Origin of the sequence: Microbacterium mangrovi, assembly GCF_000802305.1 — a bacterium.
Taxonomy (GTDB): Bacteria; Actinomycetota; Actinomycetes; order Actinomycetales; family Microbacteriaceae; genus Microbacterium; species Microbacterium mangrovi.
Map to the genome: position 1 here is coordinate 36601 of NZ_JTDK01000027.1, position 17481 is coordinate 54081.

The window sequence follows — 17481 nt, forward strand, 5'->3', positions numbered from 1 at the left end:
TCAGGCGTCGGCGGCGAGGCGTTCGATGCGCGCGACGAGCGCGGCGCGCTTCGGCGAGCGCGCCGGCAGCATGCTCAGGCACAGGCGCAGCAGCTCCTCGTCGTCCGCTCCCGCCTCGGTGTCGGCGTAGGCGAGCAGCACGTCGAGGGACGCCTCGGCCATCAGCGCCTCGCGCAGCGCGGTGCGCACCAGATCGCGGAACTCCTCCACGCCGGGCGCGGCGGATGCCGGCAGCACGTCGCCCCGGTAGGCGGCCAGTGCCACGCGGTGGGCGCCCCGGTCGAGCAGGCCGAGCACCTCGTGCGCGTCGGAGACGAGCGGGGCGCCCAGCCGGTACGGGCGGGACGCGGGCGCGAGGTGCGGCGCGTGCCGATCGAGCACCTTGCGAAGGCGCACCATCTCGGCGCGCAGGGTGACCGTCGCCGGCTCCCCGTACACGAGTTCGCTCAGCCGCTCGGCGGAGAGGCCTTCGGGGTGCGTGGCGAGCACGAGCAGCAGTTCGGTGTGCCGGGCGCCGAGCTCGGCGACGGTCTCCGTCCCCTCGCCGGTGACCTCCAGCAGGGCCCGGTCGCGGCCCAGCACCCGCAGCGACGCCCGAGCCGATTCGGGTGCGGACGCGGACCGGCGCGGGGCGCGGCGGGCGGGCTGTTCGGCGCGCGCCCGGATGCGGGCGAGCAGCAGCTCCCCCTCGACGGCGCGGGCGGTGGCATCCACCAGCAGTTGCGCCTGCGGGGTGACCACGGGGTCTCCGCCGGTCACGTCGATGACGCCGAGGATGCGGCGGGTCTCCGGATCGTGGACCGGCGCCGCCGTGCACGACCACGGCTGCACCAGTCGGTTGAAGTGCTCGGCGCCGCGGATCTGCACGGATCGGTCCAGGCGCAGTGCGGTTCCCGGTGCCGCCGTGCCGACGGCATCCTCCGCCCAGGACGCCCCCGGCACGAATCCCATATCGCCGGTGAGGGCCCGCACATGGCGGTCGCCCTCCACCCAGAGCAGCCGCCCGGCGGCATCCCCCACAGCGACGACGACGCCGGACTCGTCGGACTCCCCCGGAATGATGAGGCCGCGGATCATGTCGATCACGCCGGCCAGCGGATGCTCGCGGCGCAGCCGCTCGAGCTCGTCCGGATCGAGGGCGAGCGGCGGCAGCGCCTCCACGCCGACGAGGTTGTCGACCGAGCGGCGCCAGCTGTCGCGCACGATCCCGCGCACGTCGCGCACGCGCGGGTCGCCCCGGTTGCCGCTGACGAACTCCTCGTGGGCGCGCTCGATCAGCAGGCGGGAGGCATCCGGCGATGCTCCGCGTCTCGGCATCCACGGCGAGGACATGCGGCTCCGATCCGGGTGAACGGTGCTGCGCTCAGTCTAGGTCCGGGCGGGAGTGATGGTCAGGTTCTCGGACGCCCAGGCGCCGAGCTTGCGCAGCACCGGCATGAGCTCGCAACCGGCGGAGGTCAACGAGTAGGTGACCGAGACGGGCGGACCGGGCTCGACCTCGCGCACGATGAGCCCGGCGTCGGCCAGTTCGGTGAGCCGGTCGGACAGCATCGCGTCGCTGATGCCGACGACGGCACGGCGCAGCGCCGCGAAGGAGATGGGGCCGGCGCCGAGCACCTCGAGGATCATCCCGTTCCAGCGCTTGCCGAGGATCGAGAATGCCAGCGAGATCGCACCGTCGCAGGTGCGCTCCGCGTCGTCCGTCTCGTCCATCGCCCCAGTCTACTCGTGCTACGCTCTCCAGAGCCGCTATCTTTTTCTTAGTGACTCTCAAGACAGGAGCAACTATGACCCTCTTCCGCCTGGATGCCAGCATCCTGCCCGCATTCTCCGCCAGCCGCGCGCTCGGCGACATCGTCGAGTCCGAGTGGACCGCGGCGCACCCCGACGAGACGATCGTGCGCCACGACCTGTCGGTCGACCCCGTCGACGCCGGCGCCTGGCCCGCCGCCGTCACCGCCGGCATGACTCCCGAAGACCAGCGCACCGACGCCCAGCGCGCCGCCGTGGCGCAGGCCTCCGCCCTCGCCGACCAGCTGGTCGAGGCCGACGCCCTCCTGTTCACCGTGCCCCTCTACAACTACGGCGTCTCGCAGCACTTCAAGACGTGGTTCGACCTCGTCTACACCGACGCGCGCACCAACCCGCAGGGCACTGCTCTGCAGGGCAAGCCCGCGGTGCTCGTCACCGTCCTCGGCGGCAACTACTCCGACGGCACGCCCAAGGAGGGCTGGGACCACTCGACCGGCTGGCTGCGCCGCGTGCTCGAAGACGTGTGGGGCCTGGACCTCACCGTCGTGCAGCGGCAGTTCACGCTGGTCGGCGTGAACCCGGCCCTGGACCAGTTCGCCGACGTCGCCGCCGAGCTCAAGACCGCCGCCGAAGCCGAGGCCCACATCGCCGGCCGCCGCCTCGCCGAGGTCGTCAAGGAACTCGCCGCCGCCTGACCCCCGGCCTTGCGCCCTGAGCCTGTCGAAGGGCATCCACCTCCGGGTTGTCTTGCCCTTCGACAGGCTCAGGGCGCTCTGTTCCGGCGCGGCATTGTGCCTCCCGGTCCGCCGCGGTGCAACCCCCTTCGTGTTCCCACGGGTCCCTGCGACGGTGGGGATCCGGAACGAGGGACGGAGCGGACGATGGCGCGTGGCGTGGCGGTGGTGACCGGCGGCTCGGCAGGACTCGGGCGGGCGATCGTCCGCGAACTCGCGGTCCGCGGGTGGGATGTCGCGGTGCTCGCGCGCGGTCAGGACGGGGTGGATGCCGCAGCCGCCGACGTGCAGAACACCGGCAGCCGGTCGCTGGCGGTGTCCGTCGACGTCACCGACCGGGAAGCCCTCGAGAATGCCGCCACGCGGGTGGAGGACGAGCTCGGCCCCATCGACCTCTGGGTGAACAACGCCATGTCCGGGGTGTTCGCCGAGTTCATGGACACCGATCCCGCCGACTTCGAACGAGCGACCGCGGTGGACTACTTCGGGTTCGTCAACGGCACCCGGGCGGCGCTGGCCCGCATGATCCCGCGGGATCGCGGCCACGTCATCCAGGTGGGGTCGGGCCTCGCGCATCGCGGCATCCCGCTGCAGGCCGCGTACTGCGGCGCCAAGCACGCCATCCAGGGTTTCACCGAGTCGGTGCGCACCGAACTCATGCACGAGGGACACCACGTGCACATCTCGCAGGTCGACATGCCCGCGCTGAACACCCGGCAGTTCGACTGGGTGAAGTCGGAGCTTCCGCAGCATCCCCAGCCCCTGCCGCCGATCTTCGAACCCGAGGTCGGCGCGCGCGCCGTCGCGGATGTCGCCGACCGCCCGCGCCCACGCACCTGGGTGGGCGAGTCCACCGTCATCGCGATCATGGGCAACCGCCTGTGGGGTTCGTTCTGGGACTGGTACGTGTCGAAGACCGCCTACGCCGGGCAGCAGGCACCGGACATCACCGCCCCGATGCTGCCGCCGAACCTCTATGAGCCGGTGCCCGGCGATCACGGCGCGCACGGCGACTTCGACGGACGATCCCTCGCCTGGACGCCGCAGACCTGGGCGATCGGCCACCGCCGGACCCTGGCGATGGGCACCGCGGCCGCGGGCGTCGCCGCCGTCGTCTGGGTCGCCGGCGTCGCGGGTGCGCTGAGCCGGCGCCGGCATCCGCGGAGTCTGCGCGAGCGCATCCTGCGGCGCTGAACCCCGACCCCACCGAACAGGAGGAGACAATGGCGAAGAACAAGAAGGACGACGGATCCCCCCAGCCCCGCCGCCGCCGGGCGGCGCGTGGCGGAACCGGCGCACAGCTCACTCCGCGCCGGGAGGGCGAACGCGGGTTCACGGCATCCCAGGAGCTCAGCGACGACCTGCAACGGGTGCTCGTCGATCTCCTCGAGCTCTCGCTGCAGGGCAAGCAGGCACACTGGAACGTCGTGGGCACGAACTTCCGCGACACCCACCTTCAGCTCGACGAGATCATCGCTGCGGCGCGCACGTTCTCGGACACGGTCGCCGAGCGCATGCGCTCCCTGCACGCGCTGCCCGACGGACGCAGCGACGTCATCGCGCAGACGACGACGCTCCCGGAGTTCCCGCAGGGCGAGATCCGCACCACGGAGGTCATCGACCTCATGACCGAGCGCCTCGACGACGTCGCCGCCACCTGCCGCGAGGTGCACGAGGCGGTCGACAACGAGGATCCGACGAGTGCCGACATCCTGCACGGCATCCTGCAGCGCCTCGAGCAGCTGTCGTGGATGGTCAGCGCGGAGAACCGGAAAGCCCGCCCCTGACTCGCCCGTCAGGCGGTGCGGGCGGGACGCCGGAGAGGGTCCTGGTACAGCGCCGGGGTGAGCGTGATGTCGCTGTGGTCGTCGGCCCACGTGTGCTGACCGCGCCCGGCGCGGACCTTGCGCGTGGCGAGGATCACCTTCGTCAGCGGAGTCCCGACGGCGAGCGCGACCGAGCCCGAGAGGGTGCGGTCGTAGTCGCCGAGCACGCTCTTGCGCTGCCAGGCCTCGTGGAGCGCTCCGCCGCGCGGCGCCGGCACGTGCCGCGCGGCGAGCTCCCCCCGGCGACGGCGGGCGACCAGCCGCTGCGCCTGGGCCCACCACGTCGAGTCGATCTCGCGGTGGAAGTAGTTCTGCTCCCGCCAGGTGGCGGACGGATGCTTGAACCGCCGCGCGATGACGTCCTCCGCCGTGCCGAGCACGCCGGACCCCGCGAACACCGTGTTCAGGTTCGTCTTCTTGATCCCGAACGTGTCCAGGGCGATCACCGGCACGCCGAGCGCCATCGCCTCGATGGCCGCGGTCGAGCTCACGGTGACGAGTCCCTCGGCGCACGCGAGCGCCTCGCGCATCGGCGCGTGCGAGAAGACCAGGTTGGGCGGCGGGTCCTGGATGAGGTCCTCGTAGCTGTCGCGTTCGAAGTGCGTCTCCTCCTCGCCGGCCGTGCGGCTGGCGCGCAGCTTCACGACGACGCGGCGGGTCGGGTCGGCGCGCGCGGCATCCACCAGGATGCGGGCGAGCTGTTCGCGCTCCTCCCGCTCCCGCGGGATGAGGGCCTGTGCAGCGAACACGAGGTCGGTCCCGTGCGGCTTCGCCCAGCCGCCGGGCGGTTCGACGTGCTTGGGGAGGGATGCCGGCTGCTCCGGATGCGCGGGCGCCGCGTGCGGCAGGTCGACCGGCCGGGCGTGCTCGCGGTGTGCGAACGGGAGGGTGGCGAGGCCGAGCTCCATCGACAGGCCGAGCCGGTCGTACAGCTCGGCGAACGCGCGCTTCTCGCGCCGCGAGTGCACGACGAAGAGGTCGGCGTTCGTGCGATAGGTGGCGGCGCCGCGCTGGGCGGGGATGGAGATCCCCGGCAGCCCGACGACGACCACCGGCCGTGGCCGGACGTGATCGATCTCGCGCTGCAGCAGCCGCACGAGCGGGCCGCGGGCCGAGAGCACGACCACGTCGGGGCGCACCTCCTCGACCCAGCGTCGCACCTCGCCGAACTCGATCCGGCTGACATCCTCGGCCGCGACGCCGGTCCCGGCGAGCGCCTTGCGCTGCTGGTCCTCGCTGACGGTGAGCGGGGTCTGGACGATGGCGAGATGCCGTGACACGTCCGGCACCGACCCGATCAGGGCTGCCGCCCATTTCACGAACGAGTCGGCGTCGGCGAAGCCCGCGACCTTCAGCTGCCGGCCCGCGGCATCCTGGGTCCCGGTCGCCACGGCATCCCCCCGCGTCACGCGCCGACTCGGCGGAGCTTCGCCATCGGCGCGAGCTCGCCCGGGAACACGCGCTTCACGCCGTCGCCGAGGGCCGCCTCGATGACGCGAATGTCGCGCACCAGGTGCTCGAGGCCTGCCGGCTCGAGGGATGCCGCGTGGTCCGAGCCCCACATGGCGCGGTCCAGGGTGATGTGGCGCTCGACCGCGACGGCGCCGAGGGCGACGGCGGCGAGCGAGATCTGCAGACCGCGCTCGTGGCCCGAGTAGCCGACCGGCACGCCGGCGTAGCGGTCCCGGAGGGTCGCGATCACCTTGAGGTTGGCCTCTTCCGGCTCCATCGGGTAGGTCGAGGTGGCGTGCAGGAGGACGACCTTGTCGGTGCCGAGCACGCCCAGGGCGCGGTCGATCTGCTCGATGGTCGACATCCCGGTCGACAGGATGATCGGCTTGCCGGTGTCGCGCAGCGCCTCGAGCAGCTCGAGGTCGGTGAGGCTCGCGGAGGCGACCTTGTGCGCGACGACGTTGAGGTCCTCGAGGAAGGCCACCGAGGGGACGTCCCACGGCGACGCGAACCAGTCGAGGCCGGCCAGGGTGGCATAGTCGCCGATCTCGACGTACTGCTCGCGCTCGAACTCGACGCGGTAGCGGTACTCGAGGTAGGTCATGGTGCCCCATGGCGTCTCGCGCGGGACATCCCGCATGTGCTCGGGGGTGGAGATCTCGGGGGTGCGCTTCTGGAACTTCACCGCATTGGCGCCGGCCTTCGCGGCCACGTCGATGAGCTTCTTGGCGAGCTCGACGTCGCCGTTGTGGTTCAGGCCGATCTCGGCGATGACGTAGGCGGGGTTTCCTCCGCCGATGACGTTGTTTCCGATGGTGACGGTCATTTCGGATTCCTCTCGTAGGTCTGCGTCGTCTTCCCTCAGAGAAGCGATCCCAGGTGAACGAGCGGCGACCTCCGGATGACCCTGAGAGGACCCTGAGGCATCGGGCTGCGGGCCATTCGGCGATGGCCGGTGAACGATTCGCGACCTCTGCGCCGTTCAGCGCGCGCGGGCGTCGAGCACCCGGTCCGCGAGCTCGCGCACCGCACCGTCGCCGCCGTTCCGGGTGAGCACCACGCGCGCGGCGCGGCGCACCTCGGGGCGAGCGTCGGCGACCGCCACGGGCCAGCCCACGAGTCCCATCACGGCGAGGTCGTTGACGTCGTTGCCGAGGTAGGCGACGCGCTCGAGCGGGATGCCGGACTCCTCGGCCCAGACGCGCAGAGCGGCCGCCTTGTCGTCGACGCCGTGCAGCACGGGCACGCGGAGCTTGTCGGCCCGGGCGCGCACGACCGGGTTGGTCTCGGTGGAGAGGATGAGCACCGGGATGCCGGCCTTGCGCAGCAGTCCCACGCCCATGCCGTCGTCGCGGCCGACGCGCACGGTCTCCCGGCCCTCGGCGTCGACCAGGACCGAGTCGTCGGTGTGCACCCCGTCGAAGTCGGTGACCACGGCGTCCACGTCGATCGGCTGCGGGGTCTCCAGCAGCGGCGCGAGCGCGGAGGCGATGGCGAGCTGGTGCTCGTCGTCGATCTCCACGGCGGACGCCTCGGACACCTCGATGATGGCGGTGCGCCCGAAGAACCGGTGCTGTGCGGTGCGGAACCCGGCCGCATCGAACGCGTAGAACGCCCCCGTCTCGAGATAGTGCGGTTCCCGGTCCTGCCGGCGCGGACGGTGGGCGGCGTCGTGGTTGATCGCCTCCGCGGTCCCGTCGGCGGTGCGCCCCCAGAGGAATCCGTAGGTCTCGAACGCGGAGAACGCGCTGTCGTATCCGCCCTCGCGCACGGCGGCGACCGCCTCGTCGATGCCCGCGCTCGGGATGAACGGCGAGGTCGCCTGCAGGAAGACGATGGTGGTCACGTCGATGCCGGATGCCTCGAGCTCTCCGACCGCGTGCAGCAGGGCCGACTCGGACGAGGCGGTGTCGCCCGCCAGCGCGGCCGGACGCGGCACGATGCGGGCCCCGGCGCCGGCCGCGACCTCGGCGATCTCCGCATCGTCCGTGGTGACGACCACGAGGTCGACGCGCTCCGCCGCCACGGCGGCGTGCACGGCGCGGGCGATGAGCGGCACGCCGCCCACGCGCCGGACGTTCTTGCGGGGCACGCCCTTCGACCCGCCGCGGGCGGGGATGATCGCGACGGTCGTCATCGGCCCTGCAGCGCCTTCATCGCGCGACCGAATCGTCGCTGAGCGCCGCTGATCGTGAGCCGCAGCTCCTCGGTGCGCGTCACGTCGCCGGTGGGTGTGAGCGCCCGGGAGAAGAACGTGTGGCGTCCGCCCGGCAGCGACAGCTCCGCGAGCCGGCGCCGGGAGAAGTACCGCTGGCGCTCCGCCTCGTCCATGCTGTGCAGCATCCGCTCGGCCCGCGGCCGCAGGTGCGACATGATCATCGGCTGCATGCAGTAGCCGACGGCATCCACCAGGCCCTGCAGGCGTGCGGGGCTGCGGTACGGCGAGTCCTTCCGCGTCAGCGCGTCGATGATCGTCACCGGCACGCGGTTGCTGTTCTGGAACGGGTCGAGTCGGTGCAGCAGGAGCTCCGTCCCGGCCGATGCGATGGGCAGGCCCAGCACCGCGTGCGCGCTGGTCAGCGCGGACGAGAATCCCGCGACGACCCCCACCGTGTTCAGCCGCAGGGCGAGCACCTCGGCGGGCGCAGGGCCCGAGTACATGGCCCACTCGAGCCCGGTGTCCCGCGCGTGCGCGGCCAGGGCGTCGACGATGGCCGGCGGCGCGGACGGGTGCGGCTTGAACACCACGCGCTCGGCGCCGAGGGCCCTCGCCCGGCCGATCATGTTCAGCTGCATGGTCTGCTCTTCGTCCGCGGTGACCAGCCCGAGCTCCGCGAGGTACTGACCGAGCACCAGCGCGGTGCGCGAGCCGGATGCCGCCAGGGAGTCGAGCCGCGCGTCGGCGACGGCGGCGGCGACCTCGTCGAGCACCGCCCGCATCCGGTCGGCGGCCACCGCCACGCGCACGGCGCCCGTCTCGGTGAACAGCACGGGCTCGACGCCCGGCACCACGTCGGCATATGCCACCGCGCGCATGCGTCCGGTGATGCTGCGGCCGAGACGGTCGCGGATGGGCGAGTAGGTCATCAGACCGTCGCCGATCACGGTGAGCGGCGCGGCGAAGAACACCGAGGCCAGGGCTCGCGACGGGGACACCTGCGGACTCTGCAGATAGAGTTCGACGTCGTCGCTGCCGAGACCCCATGCGGTGCGCAGCAGGCGTTCGAGCAGCGGCAGCTCGCTCTCCGGCGGATTCCACAGCGTCGGCGGGATCGGCGCGATCAGGTCGTTGAGCGACACCACCTGGTCGAAGCGGCGCAGCAGCCCCGACATGAACGCGAGCTCTCCCGGCCCGGAGCCGAGCTCGGGCACGAGGGCGGCGTTCACCGACAGCAGGATGCGGTGCGGTGTCTCCGGGATCTCCCCCGCGTCGATCGCCGCCGCGGCGGTCATCAGGCCGTAGGCCGAGTTCAGCACGAAGATCTGGGCCATCAGCGCACCGCCCCTCGCGTGAAGCGGGCGAGCATCCGCCGCCGCGGTTCCGACATGCGCCGCAGCGCGTCGTCGACGTAGCGGGGCGGCACCGCCTCGATGAGGTCTCGCACGCCGCGACGCAGATCGGTGCGCAGCGCGGGGGTCATCGCGCGGGAGCGTCGCAGGTGATGCGCGCACACCGCGAGGGTGGTCCATACCGCCTTCGGCATATAGAGGTCGACATCCCGGTCCGCGGCCACGATGTCCAGCGTCTGGCTGAAGGCGGGGAGGAAGTCCAGCTGCCGCCGGTCGGCGATCTGCGTCAGCGAGGTCGCGACGCCGCGCCGGTAGAGCAGGGCGGGGGCGTCCACCACCGCGAAGGACCGCGCGGTCAGGTGCAGGCGCCAGATCCACGGGCGGTCCTCGGCGGTGAACAGCCCCTCCGGGAAGGCGGCCAGTCCCTGGTCGATCAGTCGGCTGTGGAACATGCCCGCCCAGGCATACGGATAGTCGACCATCGTGGTGTCGTCGTCGGGCAGGATCGCGTCCCGCGGCGAGCAGACGACGCCGCGCCACGGGTGGGGAGCCCGGATGAGCTGGCGCCGGCCCTCGGTCACTGTCACGTGATCGGTGCGGACGAAGTCGGTGTCGAAGGCGTGCATGGCCTCGGCGAGCGAGGCGAGACGGCCGGGAGCCATCCAGTCGTCGCCGTCGACGAAGCAGAACAGGTCGCCCTCGACGTGCGCGAGCCCCTGGTTGCGGGCGCTGGCGAGCCCGACCGGGCTGTCGTTGCGAAGCAGTTCGGCCGAGCCGAACCGGGATGCCGCCTCCCTCATCCGCTCGCCGGTGTCGTCGGACGATCCGTCGTCGATCGCGACGAGCTTCAGCGCGTCGGGGTCGTCGAACTGCCGCGCCAGTGTCGCCAGCGTGGTTCCGATGAAGGGGCCGGCGTCTTTGGCCGGCAGGATCACAGTGACTTGCGTGCCTGTCACGTCGCTCCCGTGGTCTGTCGGTGCACCGCAGGTGCGGTCTCCGGCAGGTTCTCAAGCCGCGGTGACACTCCGGCGACCTCGAGGCAACGCCCGGGTGAACGAACCCCTCAGCCGGCGTGATCGCGCGTGGCCCACCAGTCGCGCAGGCGGGACTCGGCCTCGTCGGAGCTGATCTCGCCCTCGTCGAGGCGGATGTCCATCAAGAACCGGTACGCCTCCCCGACGTCGCGACCGGGCGGGATGCCGAGGATCGCCATGATCTCGGTGCCGCCGAGCGCCGGGCGCAGGGCATCCAGCGCCTCCTGCTCGGCGAGCTCGGAGATGCGGCGCTCGATGTCGTCGTAGGCGCCCGCGAGCCGCGCGGCCTTGCGCCGGTTGCGCGTGGTCACGTCAGCGCGGGTGAGGATGTGCAGGCGTTCGAGCAGGTCGTCGGCATCCCGCACGTACCGCCGCACCGCGGAGTCGGTCCACGCGCCCTCCGCGTAGCCGAAGAACCGCAGATGCAGCTCGATGAGGCGTGCGACGGCATCGATGGTCTGGGAATCGAAGCGGAGCTCCTTGAGGCGCTTGCGCGCCATCCGCGATCCCTTGACGTCGTGATGGTGGAAGGTGACGCCCCCGCCGGCTTCGAGGCGGCGCGTCGCCGGCTTGCCGATGTCGTGGAGCAGCGCGGCGAGCCGCAGGGCGACGTCGGGTTCGGCGCCGGGATGCCGCGCCTTCTCCAGGTCGATGGTCTGCTGCAGCACGGTGAGCGAGTGCTCGTAGACGTCCTTGTGATGGTGGTGCTCGTCCATCTCGAGCTGCAGCGCGGGGACCTCGGGAAGGAACTCGTCCATCAGACCGGTGTCGACGAGGATCCGGATGCCGCGCGCCGGATCGTCGGTCTGGAGCATCCGCACGAGCTCGGACTGGATCCGCTCGGCGCTCACGATCCGCAGGGTCTGGTGCAGGCGCTCCATCGCCTCGAGCGTGTCGGGATGCACGTCGAAGCCGAGCTGCGAGGCGAAGCGGGCGGCGCGCATCATGCGCAGCGGGTCGTCGCCGAAGCTCACCTTCGGCTCGATGGGCGTGCGCAGCACGCCGGCCAGGAGGTCTTCGACTCCTCCGGTGGGGTCGACGAGCGCCCGCTGGGGCACGCGCAGCGCCATCGCGTTCACGGTGAAGTCGCGGCGCACGAGGTCGCCGTCCAGGGTGTCGCCGAACTCCACGCTGGGCTTGCGGGTCTTGCCGTCGTACGCGTCGGCGCGATAGGTGGTGATCTCCACCTGTTCGGCCGGGGCGCCTTGCACCTTGATGCGGGCGGCGATCGTGCCGAACGCGCGACCGACATCCCACGTCTTCGAGGCCAGCGGCGTGACGATGCGGAGGATGTCGTCGGGCCGTGCGTCGGTCGTGAAGTCGAGGTCGTGGGTCGGGCGGCCGAGCAGCGCATCGCGCACGGGACCCCCGACGATGGACAACTCATGGCCGGCGTCGTCGAACGCCCTGGCGAGCGCGGCGACCACCGGCGAGTCGGCGAGTGCGCCGAGGCGCGCGATCCCCTCGACCATGTTGAGCATCCCACGAGCCTATCCGGCGCCCCCTGGACAGCCCCCGAGCCCGTCAGTCGGCGAAGCGCAGCATCCCGATGAAGAGCAGCTCGCGTACCCGGGGCACGAGGTCGGCGCGCAGCGCCGCGGCATCCGCGTCGAGCAGTTGCGCGATCGCGTCGATGAGAACGCCCACGGCGAGGTCGCCGTCGCACGCCCCGACCAGGGCGGCAAGCGCGGGGTCCGCTTCGAGCACGCGGGCGAACCCGCCGCCCTGGTGCAGTTCGATGACGCTCGGCGCCTCGGCGCCGGGCAGATGGTGACGGGCCTCGGTGACGTCCGGGGCGGTGAGCAGCACCGAGGCGGCCACGGCGGCGTCATCCATCCCGGACACGCGGTCCCAGGCATCGAGCGAGCGGGCCAGGGCCGCGCCGAGCCCGGCCTCGGCGACCGGCTGGAGCACGCGTTCGTACCGGGCGAGGCGGGCAGAACCGGTGGCGCGCCGCAGCAGCACGTAGCCGAAGCCGATCTCGCTCACGCCGCGCGCCTCGAAGTCGTCGAGCCACGCGCCGAGCATCCGGTCGTACTCCGGCGAGCCGGGCAGCGTGCCGGCATCCCGGATCCACAGCTGGGCGTACGCGACCGGATCGAGCCTTTCCCGCTCGATCACCCAGGCATCCAGCGGAATGCCGGATGCCGCCACCCACTGCCGCACGCGGTTGAGTCCGTCGACGCCGTCCTTCGTCTCCCAGTTGCCGAGCAGCTGCGCGACGCCGCCGGGGGCGAGGACCCGTCCGACCGTCTCGACGAACGAGGCCACGACCCCGTCGCCGATGCGGCCGCCGTCACGGTACTCGTACGCGGGCATCTCGTCGGTGCGCGGCGTGATGACGAACGGCGGATTCGACACGACGCGGTCGAAGAGCTCCCCGTCGACCGGCGCGAACATGTCGCCGAGGCGCACGTCGATGCCGTCCACGCCGTTCAGCAGCGCGTTCAGCCGGGTGATCGCCAGGGCGCGCGCCGACACGTCGGTGGCGACCACCGCGTCGGCGAACAGTCGTGCCCGCAGCGCCTGGATCCCGCATCCGGTGCCGAGGTCGAGCACGCGACCGGTGGGCACCGGCAGCTGCAGCCCGGCGAGGGTGAGGGATGCCCCGCCGACGCCGAGCACGTGGTCTTCGGGGAGTGCGCCGTGCAGCGCCGCCTCGTCGAGGTCGCTGGCGATCCACCACTGTCCGGCGCCGGTGTCGTCCACCCAGTCCTGCGGACGGATGAGGAGCTGGGGATGCAGCATCCCGCCGTCGCGCGCAACCGCGCCGAGCGCCTCGAGGCCGGCGACGCCCGTGGCCGGGAAGGCTGCGGCCACCGCTTCGGCCGGGACCGGATCGCCGATGCCGAAGAGGCGCGCGATGGTGGCCAGCGGGTGGTCGTCGCGCGCGAACGCGCGGCGCGCCGGCAGCGCGTCACCGCGGCCGATCGCGGCATCCGCGGCGGAGCCCCACAGCTCGCGCAGGCGGTCCGAGCGGAAGCCCGCCGCGTGCAGGTCTGCCGCGAGCCGGCGGCACAGGTCGGGATCGGGGTCGGGAAGCTGGTGCACCACCCCTCTATTCTGGCTGCGCAGTCGCTTCAGGATGCCGCGCCCGCCGGCCGCCCGGCCGGGTCCGTTCCGGCATGCACCGGCCGCGCACGGCGCGCGCTCGGCTGGTCCCGAGGTCCCGCCCCGTAGAATCGGGGCTGATCGCGGGGTCACTTCCCCGCACCGACCGGCGTGCGGGCCCTCGCACCGGACCAGAGCTTTCATGACCGTGCCTTCTCTCGCATCCGGCGCCGTGCGGCGCGCGGCCTCCGTCGTCTCCGCGATCGCCGTCGCCGCCGTCCTCGCGCTCGGCACGGCCGCTTCGGCACAGGCCGCGCCCGTCCTCGGCGCCACGGCATCCCGCCCGGCCGAGAACCGGCCGGCAGCCGACCCCACGCCGTCCCCCACGCCGACTCCGCTGTCCGGCACGGTGGACGCGACGCTCGCGCCCGTGGGCGAGGGCGTCGTCGCCTCGGGCGATCCGCTCAATGCGTGGGTCTCGGTGCAGAACGGCACCGCCGACACCCTCGCCAAGGCGAACGTGACCCTGCAGCTCGGGTCGGCGCCGATCACCACGCGCTCCGCGCTGTCGTCCTGGCTGAAGACCACCACCGCGGCGAGCGGCTTCGCCTCGGTCGCCAAGGGCACGATCAATCCGGTCGCGTCCGGAGCCACCGGTCAGTCCCTGCTCATCGTGTCGGCCGACAACAAGGCGCTGAAGTCGCGCAAGCCCGGTGTCTACCCGCTGCAGGCGGTCGCCGCCACGTCCGCCGGCAATCTCGTCTCGACGAGCGTCATGATCGTGCCGGATGCCGCGCAGCAGAGCACCGACGTCGGCGTGATCGTGCCGATCACCGCCCCCGGCATCCAGACCGGGCTCCTCACGCCCGAGCAGCTGACGGCGCTCACTGCGCCCACCGGCGACCTCACCGCGCGCGTGAACGCCGTCGACGGCACCGATGCGATCCTCGCGATCGACCCGGCGATCGTGGCATCCATCCGCGTGCTCGGCTCGTCCGCGCCCACGTCTGCCCGCGACTGGCTGCGACACCTCATGTCGCTGCCGAACACCCGGTTCGCGCTGCAGTTCGGCGACGCCGACACGGCGGCCCAGATCACCGCGAACGGGTCGCTGCTCGAGCCGACGTCGCTGCAGGCCTACCTCAACGCCGACAACTTCCAGACGCCGCAGGAGCAGCGTCCCACTCCCCCGCCCGGCGCGACGACGAGCGCGTCGCCGTCGCCGACCGCGACGCCCGGAGGCGTCCAGCTTCCCGATCTGCACGCCCTGCTCGACATCGGTCCCGCGCGGGCGAACGTGTTCTGGCCGTTCTCCGGCACGGCGTCGGGGACGACGGTGAAGACCCTCGGCGCGCTCGGCGACACGGCGACGCCCGCCGAGACGATCGTGTCCTCGGCGCAGACGGGTTCGGTCGACGCAACGGTGCCGGCCGAGGCGCGCACGAACGGACGCGGGATGCTGGTGTTCGATTCGTCGATCTCGGAGCAGCTGACCGTCGCCGCCCAGGACGGGACGGAGGCCACGCAGGGCGCGCCGTTGACGGCGGCGACCGCCCAGCTGCAGCTCGCGGGCGCATCGGCGGCCGGGGCATCCCTGCTCACCGTGATCGACCGCACCCAGACGCTCACCGAGAGCGGGCTGCGCGCGGCGATCCTCGCGGTCACCAAGGCGCCGTCGGTGCGGGCGGCCGTCCTGTCCGACTACGACAGCTCGACTGCGGCGTCCCGGGCGATCAAGGCCACCGTGAAGGACGGCCGTCGTGTGACGGCGGTCACCGCGCTCGAGCTCGGCGAGCAGCAGCTCATCCGGTTCGCCACGATCCTCACCGATCCGACGGTGCTGACCGGCACCGAGCGCGCACAGATCATGCAGCTCATCGGCGGCGGCTGGATCGGCGTCGACGCCTGGCAGAACGCGCTGCGCGACCATGCTGCCGCGACCCAGACCACGCTGAAGTCGGTCGGCATCCTGCCCCTGAACACCGTCAACATCGCCGGCACCGGGGCGACGCTGCGATTCTGGGTGCGCAACGATCTGCCCTGGCCTGTGCACGTGAATCTCACCGCCGCCACCGACGACCCGCGGTTCGAGGTGCCGGCGAAGACCGCGGTCACCGGCACCGCGTCCAGCAACACGCGCGTCGAGCTGCCGATGCACGCGAAGGTCACGAACGGGCAGACCACGCTCACCCTGCAGCTGCGCAGCCCCACCGGGGTCGCGATCGGCGAGGCGCAGACGGTCCAGGTCAGCATGCACGCCGACTGGGAGATGGCCGGCATCGTGATCCTCGGCATCATCGTCGTCGTCCTGCTGGTCGCCGGCGCGGGCCGCATGGTGTTCAGCCGCCGACGGGCGAAGAAGCAGGAGGCCGAGGAGATCGCCGCCGCGCAGGCCGCGATCGACGCGCAGGATGCCGCGGACCAGGATGCCCCGGCATCCGACACGGATGTCGAGAAGCCCGCAGAGATGAAGGACGACGCATGACCCCGAGCATCGCCCGGGCGAGCATGATGATCGGCGCCGGCACGCTGGTCTCGCGGCTGACCGGCTTCCTCCGCACCATGGTGCTGGTCGCCGCGATCGGCTCGATCGGCAGCAGGGCCGCCGACGCGTTCACCGTCGCCAACCAGCTGCCGAACAACATCTACGCGATCATCTCGACCGGCATCCTCACGGCCGTCATCGTGCCGCAGATCGTCAAGGCGTCCACACACGAGGACGGCGGCAAGGCGTTCGTCTCGAAGCTGTTCACGCTCGGCACGGTGATCCTGCTCGGGGCGACGGCCGTCGCCGTCGTTCTCGCGCCGATCCTGGTCACGCTGTATGCGCCGCGCTATTCGCCCGATCAGCTCGCGCTGGCCACGGCGTTCGCCTACTGGTGCCTGCCGCAGATCCTGTTCTACGGCCTCTACGCCCTGCTCGGTGAGACGATGCACGCCCGCAACGTCTACGGCCCGTACACGCTCACCCCGATCGCGAACAACGTCATCTCGATCATCGGCTTCGGAGCATTCCTGCTGCTGTTCGGTCTCAAGACGGACGTCGTCGGATGGACACCGGGGATGGTCGCCCTCGTCGGCGGTACGGCGACGCTCGGCATCGTCCTGCAGGCTCTGCTGCTGCTCGTCTTCTGGCGGGGTGTCGGCATCGGGGTCCGCCCGGACTTCCGCTGGCGCGGCATGGGCCTCGGCCAGATCGGACGCCTTGCCGGGTGGACGTTCCTCATGGTCGTGCTCGGCCAGCTCGGCGGGCTCGCGCAGTCGCGGGTGCTGTCCACGGCATCCGGCAAGATCGACGGCATCCCGATCGCGGGTGTCGCGGCGTCCGCGAACATGTGGCTGCTGTACATGCTCCCGTACTCGCTGATCGTCATCTCCATCGGAACCCCGTACTTCACGCGGCTGAGCGAGCATGCGCACGCCGGCCGGCTCGAGGATGTGCGAGCCGATATCGGCCGCAGCATCCGCACGCTGTCGGTGTTCATCGTGATCGCCGCGTTCGGGATCGCCGCCGCGGCCGTTCCGGCCGCGCGCATCTTCAGCAACTCGGCGGGGGCGGCGCTCATCGCCGCGCCCCTGTTGATCGCGTTCTTGATCAGCCTCATCCCGAACACGGTGATCTTCTCGATCCAGCGCACCTACTACGCGTACGACGACACGCGCACGCCCTTCTTCTTCACCGTCGTCCAGACCGGCGTGGTGATGCTCACCGCGTGGCTCGCGCTGCTTTACGTCCCTGTCGAATGGCGTGCGGTCGGCGTCGCGCTCGGCCAGGCGCTCGCGGCGATCATCCAGACGGCCCTGGCGACCTGGCTGCTGCACCGCAAGATCGGCTCGCTGGGCACCGCGAGCTGGATGTTCGCCATCGGCCGGTTCGTGGTCGCCGCGATCCCGGCGGCCGCCGTCGGGTTCGGCGTCTTCCTGCTCACTGGCGGCGTGCACGGCTGGATGGTGTCGGGCCAGCTGCTGGGTGCGGTCGGCACCGCGGTCATCTGTCTCGTCTCGCTCGTGGTCTACCTCGGGATGCTGGCCCTCCTCCGCGCCCCCGAGCTCACGCCGGCCCTCGCGATCGTGCGCCGCTTCCTCCCCGGCCGCCGTTAGTCGACGTTCCCGCGTCGGGAG

At 71.9% G+C, this 17481-nt stretch carries 14 protein-coding genes; 5 read left to right on the forward strand and 9 right to left on the reverse strand.

Annotation, left to right across the window (positions count from 1 at the left end):
• Both LK09_RS19905 and LK09_RS19910 read right to left on the reverse strand, forming a co-directional pair.
• Positions 1 to 1332, reverse strand: a complete 1332-nt coding sequence (locus tag LK09_RS19905) for a GAF domain-containing protein (protein WP_039403569.1) — start codon at positions 1330 to 1332, stop codon at positions 1 to 3.
• Positions 1333 to 1368: 36 nt separating this feature from the next.
• Positions 1369 to 1713 (reverse strand): winged helix-turn-helix transcriptional regulator, encoded by a 345-nt coding sequence (locus LK09_RS19910; RefSeq protein WP_039403571.1) that lies wholly within the window; start codon positions 1711 to 1713, stop codon positions 1369 to 1371.
• Positions 1714 to 1787: 74 nt separating this feature from the next.
• On the opposite strand from LK09_RS19910, the gene LK09_RS19915 reads away from it, so the two are divergent.
• From LK09_RS19915 to LK09_RS19925, 3 genes are all read left to right on the forward strand, one after another.
• Positions 1788 to 2447, forward strand: coding sequence for an FMN-dependent NADH-azoreductase (locus tag LK09_RS19915; protein WP_039403574.1), 660 nt, complete (start codon positions 1788 to 1790; stop codon positions 2445 to 2447).
• A gap of 186 nt (positions 2448 to 2633) precedes the next feature.
• Positions 2634 to 3680, forward strand: coding sequence for an SDR family oxidoreductase (locus LK09_RS19920; protein ID WP_052227052.1), 1047 nt, complete (start codon positions 2634 to 2636; stop codon positions 3678 to 3680).
• 29 nt (positions 3681 to 3709) lie between these two features.
• Positions 3710 to 4273: a Dps family protein gene (locus LK09_RS19925; protein WP_039403576.1), complete on the forward strand. Its 564-nt coding sequence runs from the start codon at positions 3710 to 3712 to the stop codon at positions 4271 to 4273.
• A gap of 8 nt (positions 4274 to 4281) precedes the next feature.
• Here the strand turns inward: LK09_RS19925 and LK09_RS19930 are convergent, their stop codons facing one another.
• From LK09_RS19930 to LK09_RS19960, 7 genes are all read right to left on the reverse strand, one after another.
• Positions 4282 to 5703, reverse strand: a complete 1422-nt coding sequence (locus LK09_RS19930; RefSeq protein WP_156138931.1) for a DUF6716 putative glycosyltransferase — start codon at positions 5701 to 5703, stop codon at positions 4282 to 4284.
• Between the two features lie 14 nt (positions 5704 to 5717).
• Entirely contained in the window at positions 5718 to 6590 is an 873-nt protein-coding gene (locus LK09_RS19935; protein ID WP_039403578.1) for an N-acetylneuraminate synthase family protein, read from the reverse strand.
• 156 nt (positions 6591 to 6746) lie between these two features.
• A complete protein-coding gene (locus LK09_RS19940) occupies positions 6747 to 7901 on the reverse strand; it encodes an acylneuraminate cytidylyltransferase (RefSeq protein WP_039403581.1) in 1155 nt (384 codons plus the stop codon).
• Positions 7898 to 9256 carry a polysialyltransferase family glycosyltransferase gene (locus tag LK09_RS19945; protein ID WP_039403583.1) on the reverse strand — a complete coding sequence of 453 codons (1359 nt, stop codon included), beginning with the start codon at positions 9254 to 9256 and terminating at the stop codon, positions 7898 to 7900. Before LK09_RS19945 ends, LK09_RS19940 begins: the two co-directional genes overlap by 4 nt.
• Positions 9256 to 10230, reverse strand: coding sequence for a glycosyltransferase family 2 protein (locus LK09_RS19950; RefSeq protein ID WP_039403585.1), 975 nt, complete (start codon positions 10228 to 10230; stop codon positions 9256 to 9258). Before LK09_RS19950 ends, LK09_RS19945 begins: the two co-directional genes overlap by 1 nt.
• A 107-nt stretch (positions 10231 to 10337) precedes the next feature.
• On the reverse strand, positions 10338 to 11789 hold the full coding sequence (locus tag LK09_RS19955; RefSeq protein ID WP_039403587.1) for a CCA tRNA nucleotidyltransferase: 1452 nt from the start codon (positions 11787 to 11789) through the stop codon (positions 10338 to 10340).
• 43 nt (positions 11790 to 11832) lie between these two features.
• Positions 11833 to 13359 (reverse strand): DUF7059 domain-containing protein, encoded by a 1527-nt coding sequence (locus LK09_RS19960; RefSeq protein ID WP_052227058.1) that lies wholly within the window; start codon positions 13357 to 13359, stop codon positions 11833 to 11835.
• Between the two features lie 202 nt (positions 13360 to 13561).
• On the opposite strand from LK09_RS19960, the gene LK09_RS19965 reads away from it, so the two are divergent.
• Together LK09_RS19965 and murJ are read left to right on the forward strand one after the other, a co-directional pair.
• Complete coding sequence (locus LK09_RS19965; protein ID WP_052227054.1) at positions 13562 to 15844, forward strand: DUF6049 family protein; 2283 nt, start codon at positions 13562 to 13564, stop codon at positions 15842 to 15844.
• Positions 15841 to 17460: a murein biosynthesis integral membrane protein MurJ gene (murJ, locus tag LK09_RS19970; RefSeq protein WP_039403589.1), complete on the forward strand. Its 1620-nt coding sequence runs from the start codon at positions 15841 to 15843 to the stop codon at positions 17458 to 17460. Before LK09_RS19965 ends, murJ begins: the two co-directional genes overlap by 4 nt.
• Positions 17461 to 17481: the final 21 nt, after the last annotated feature.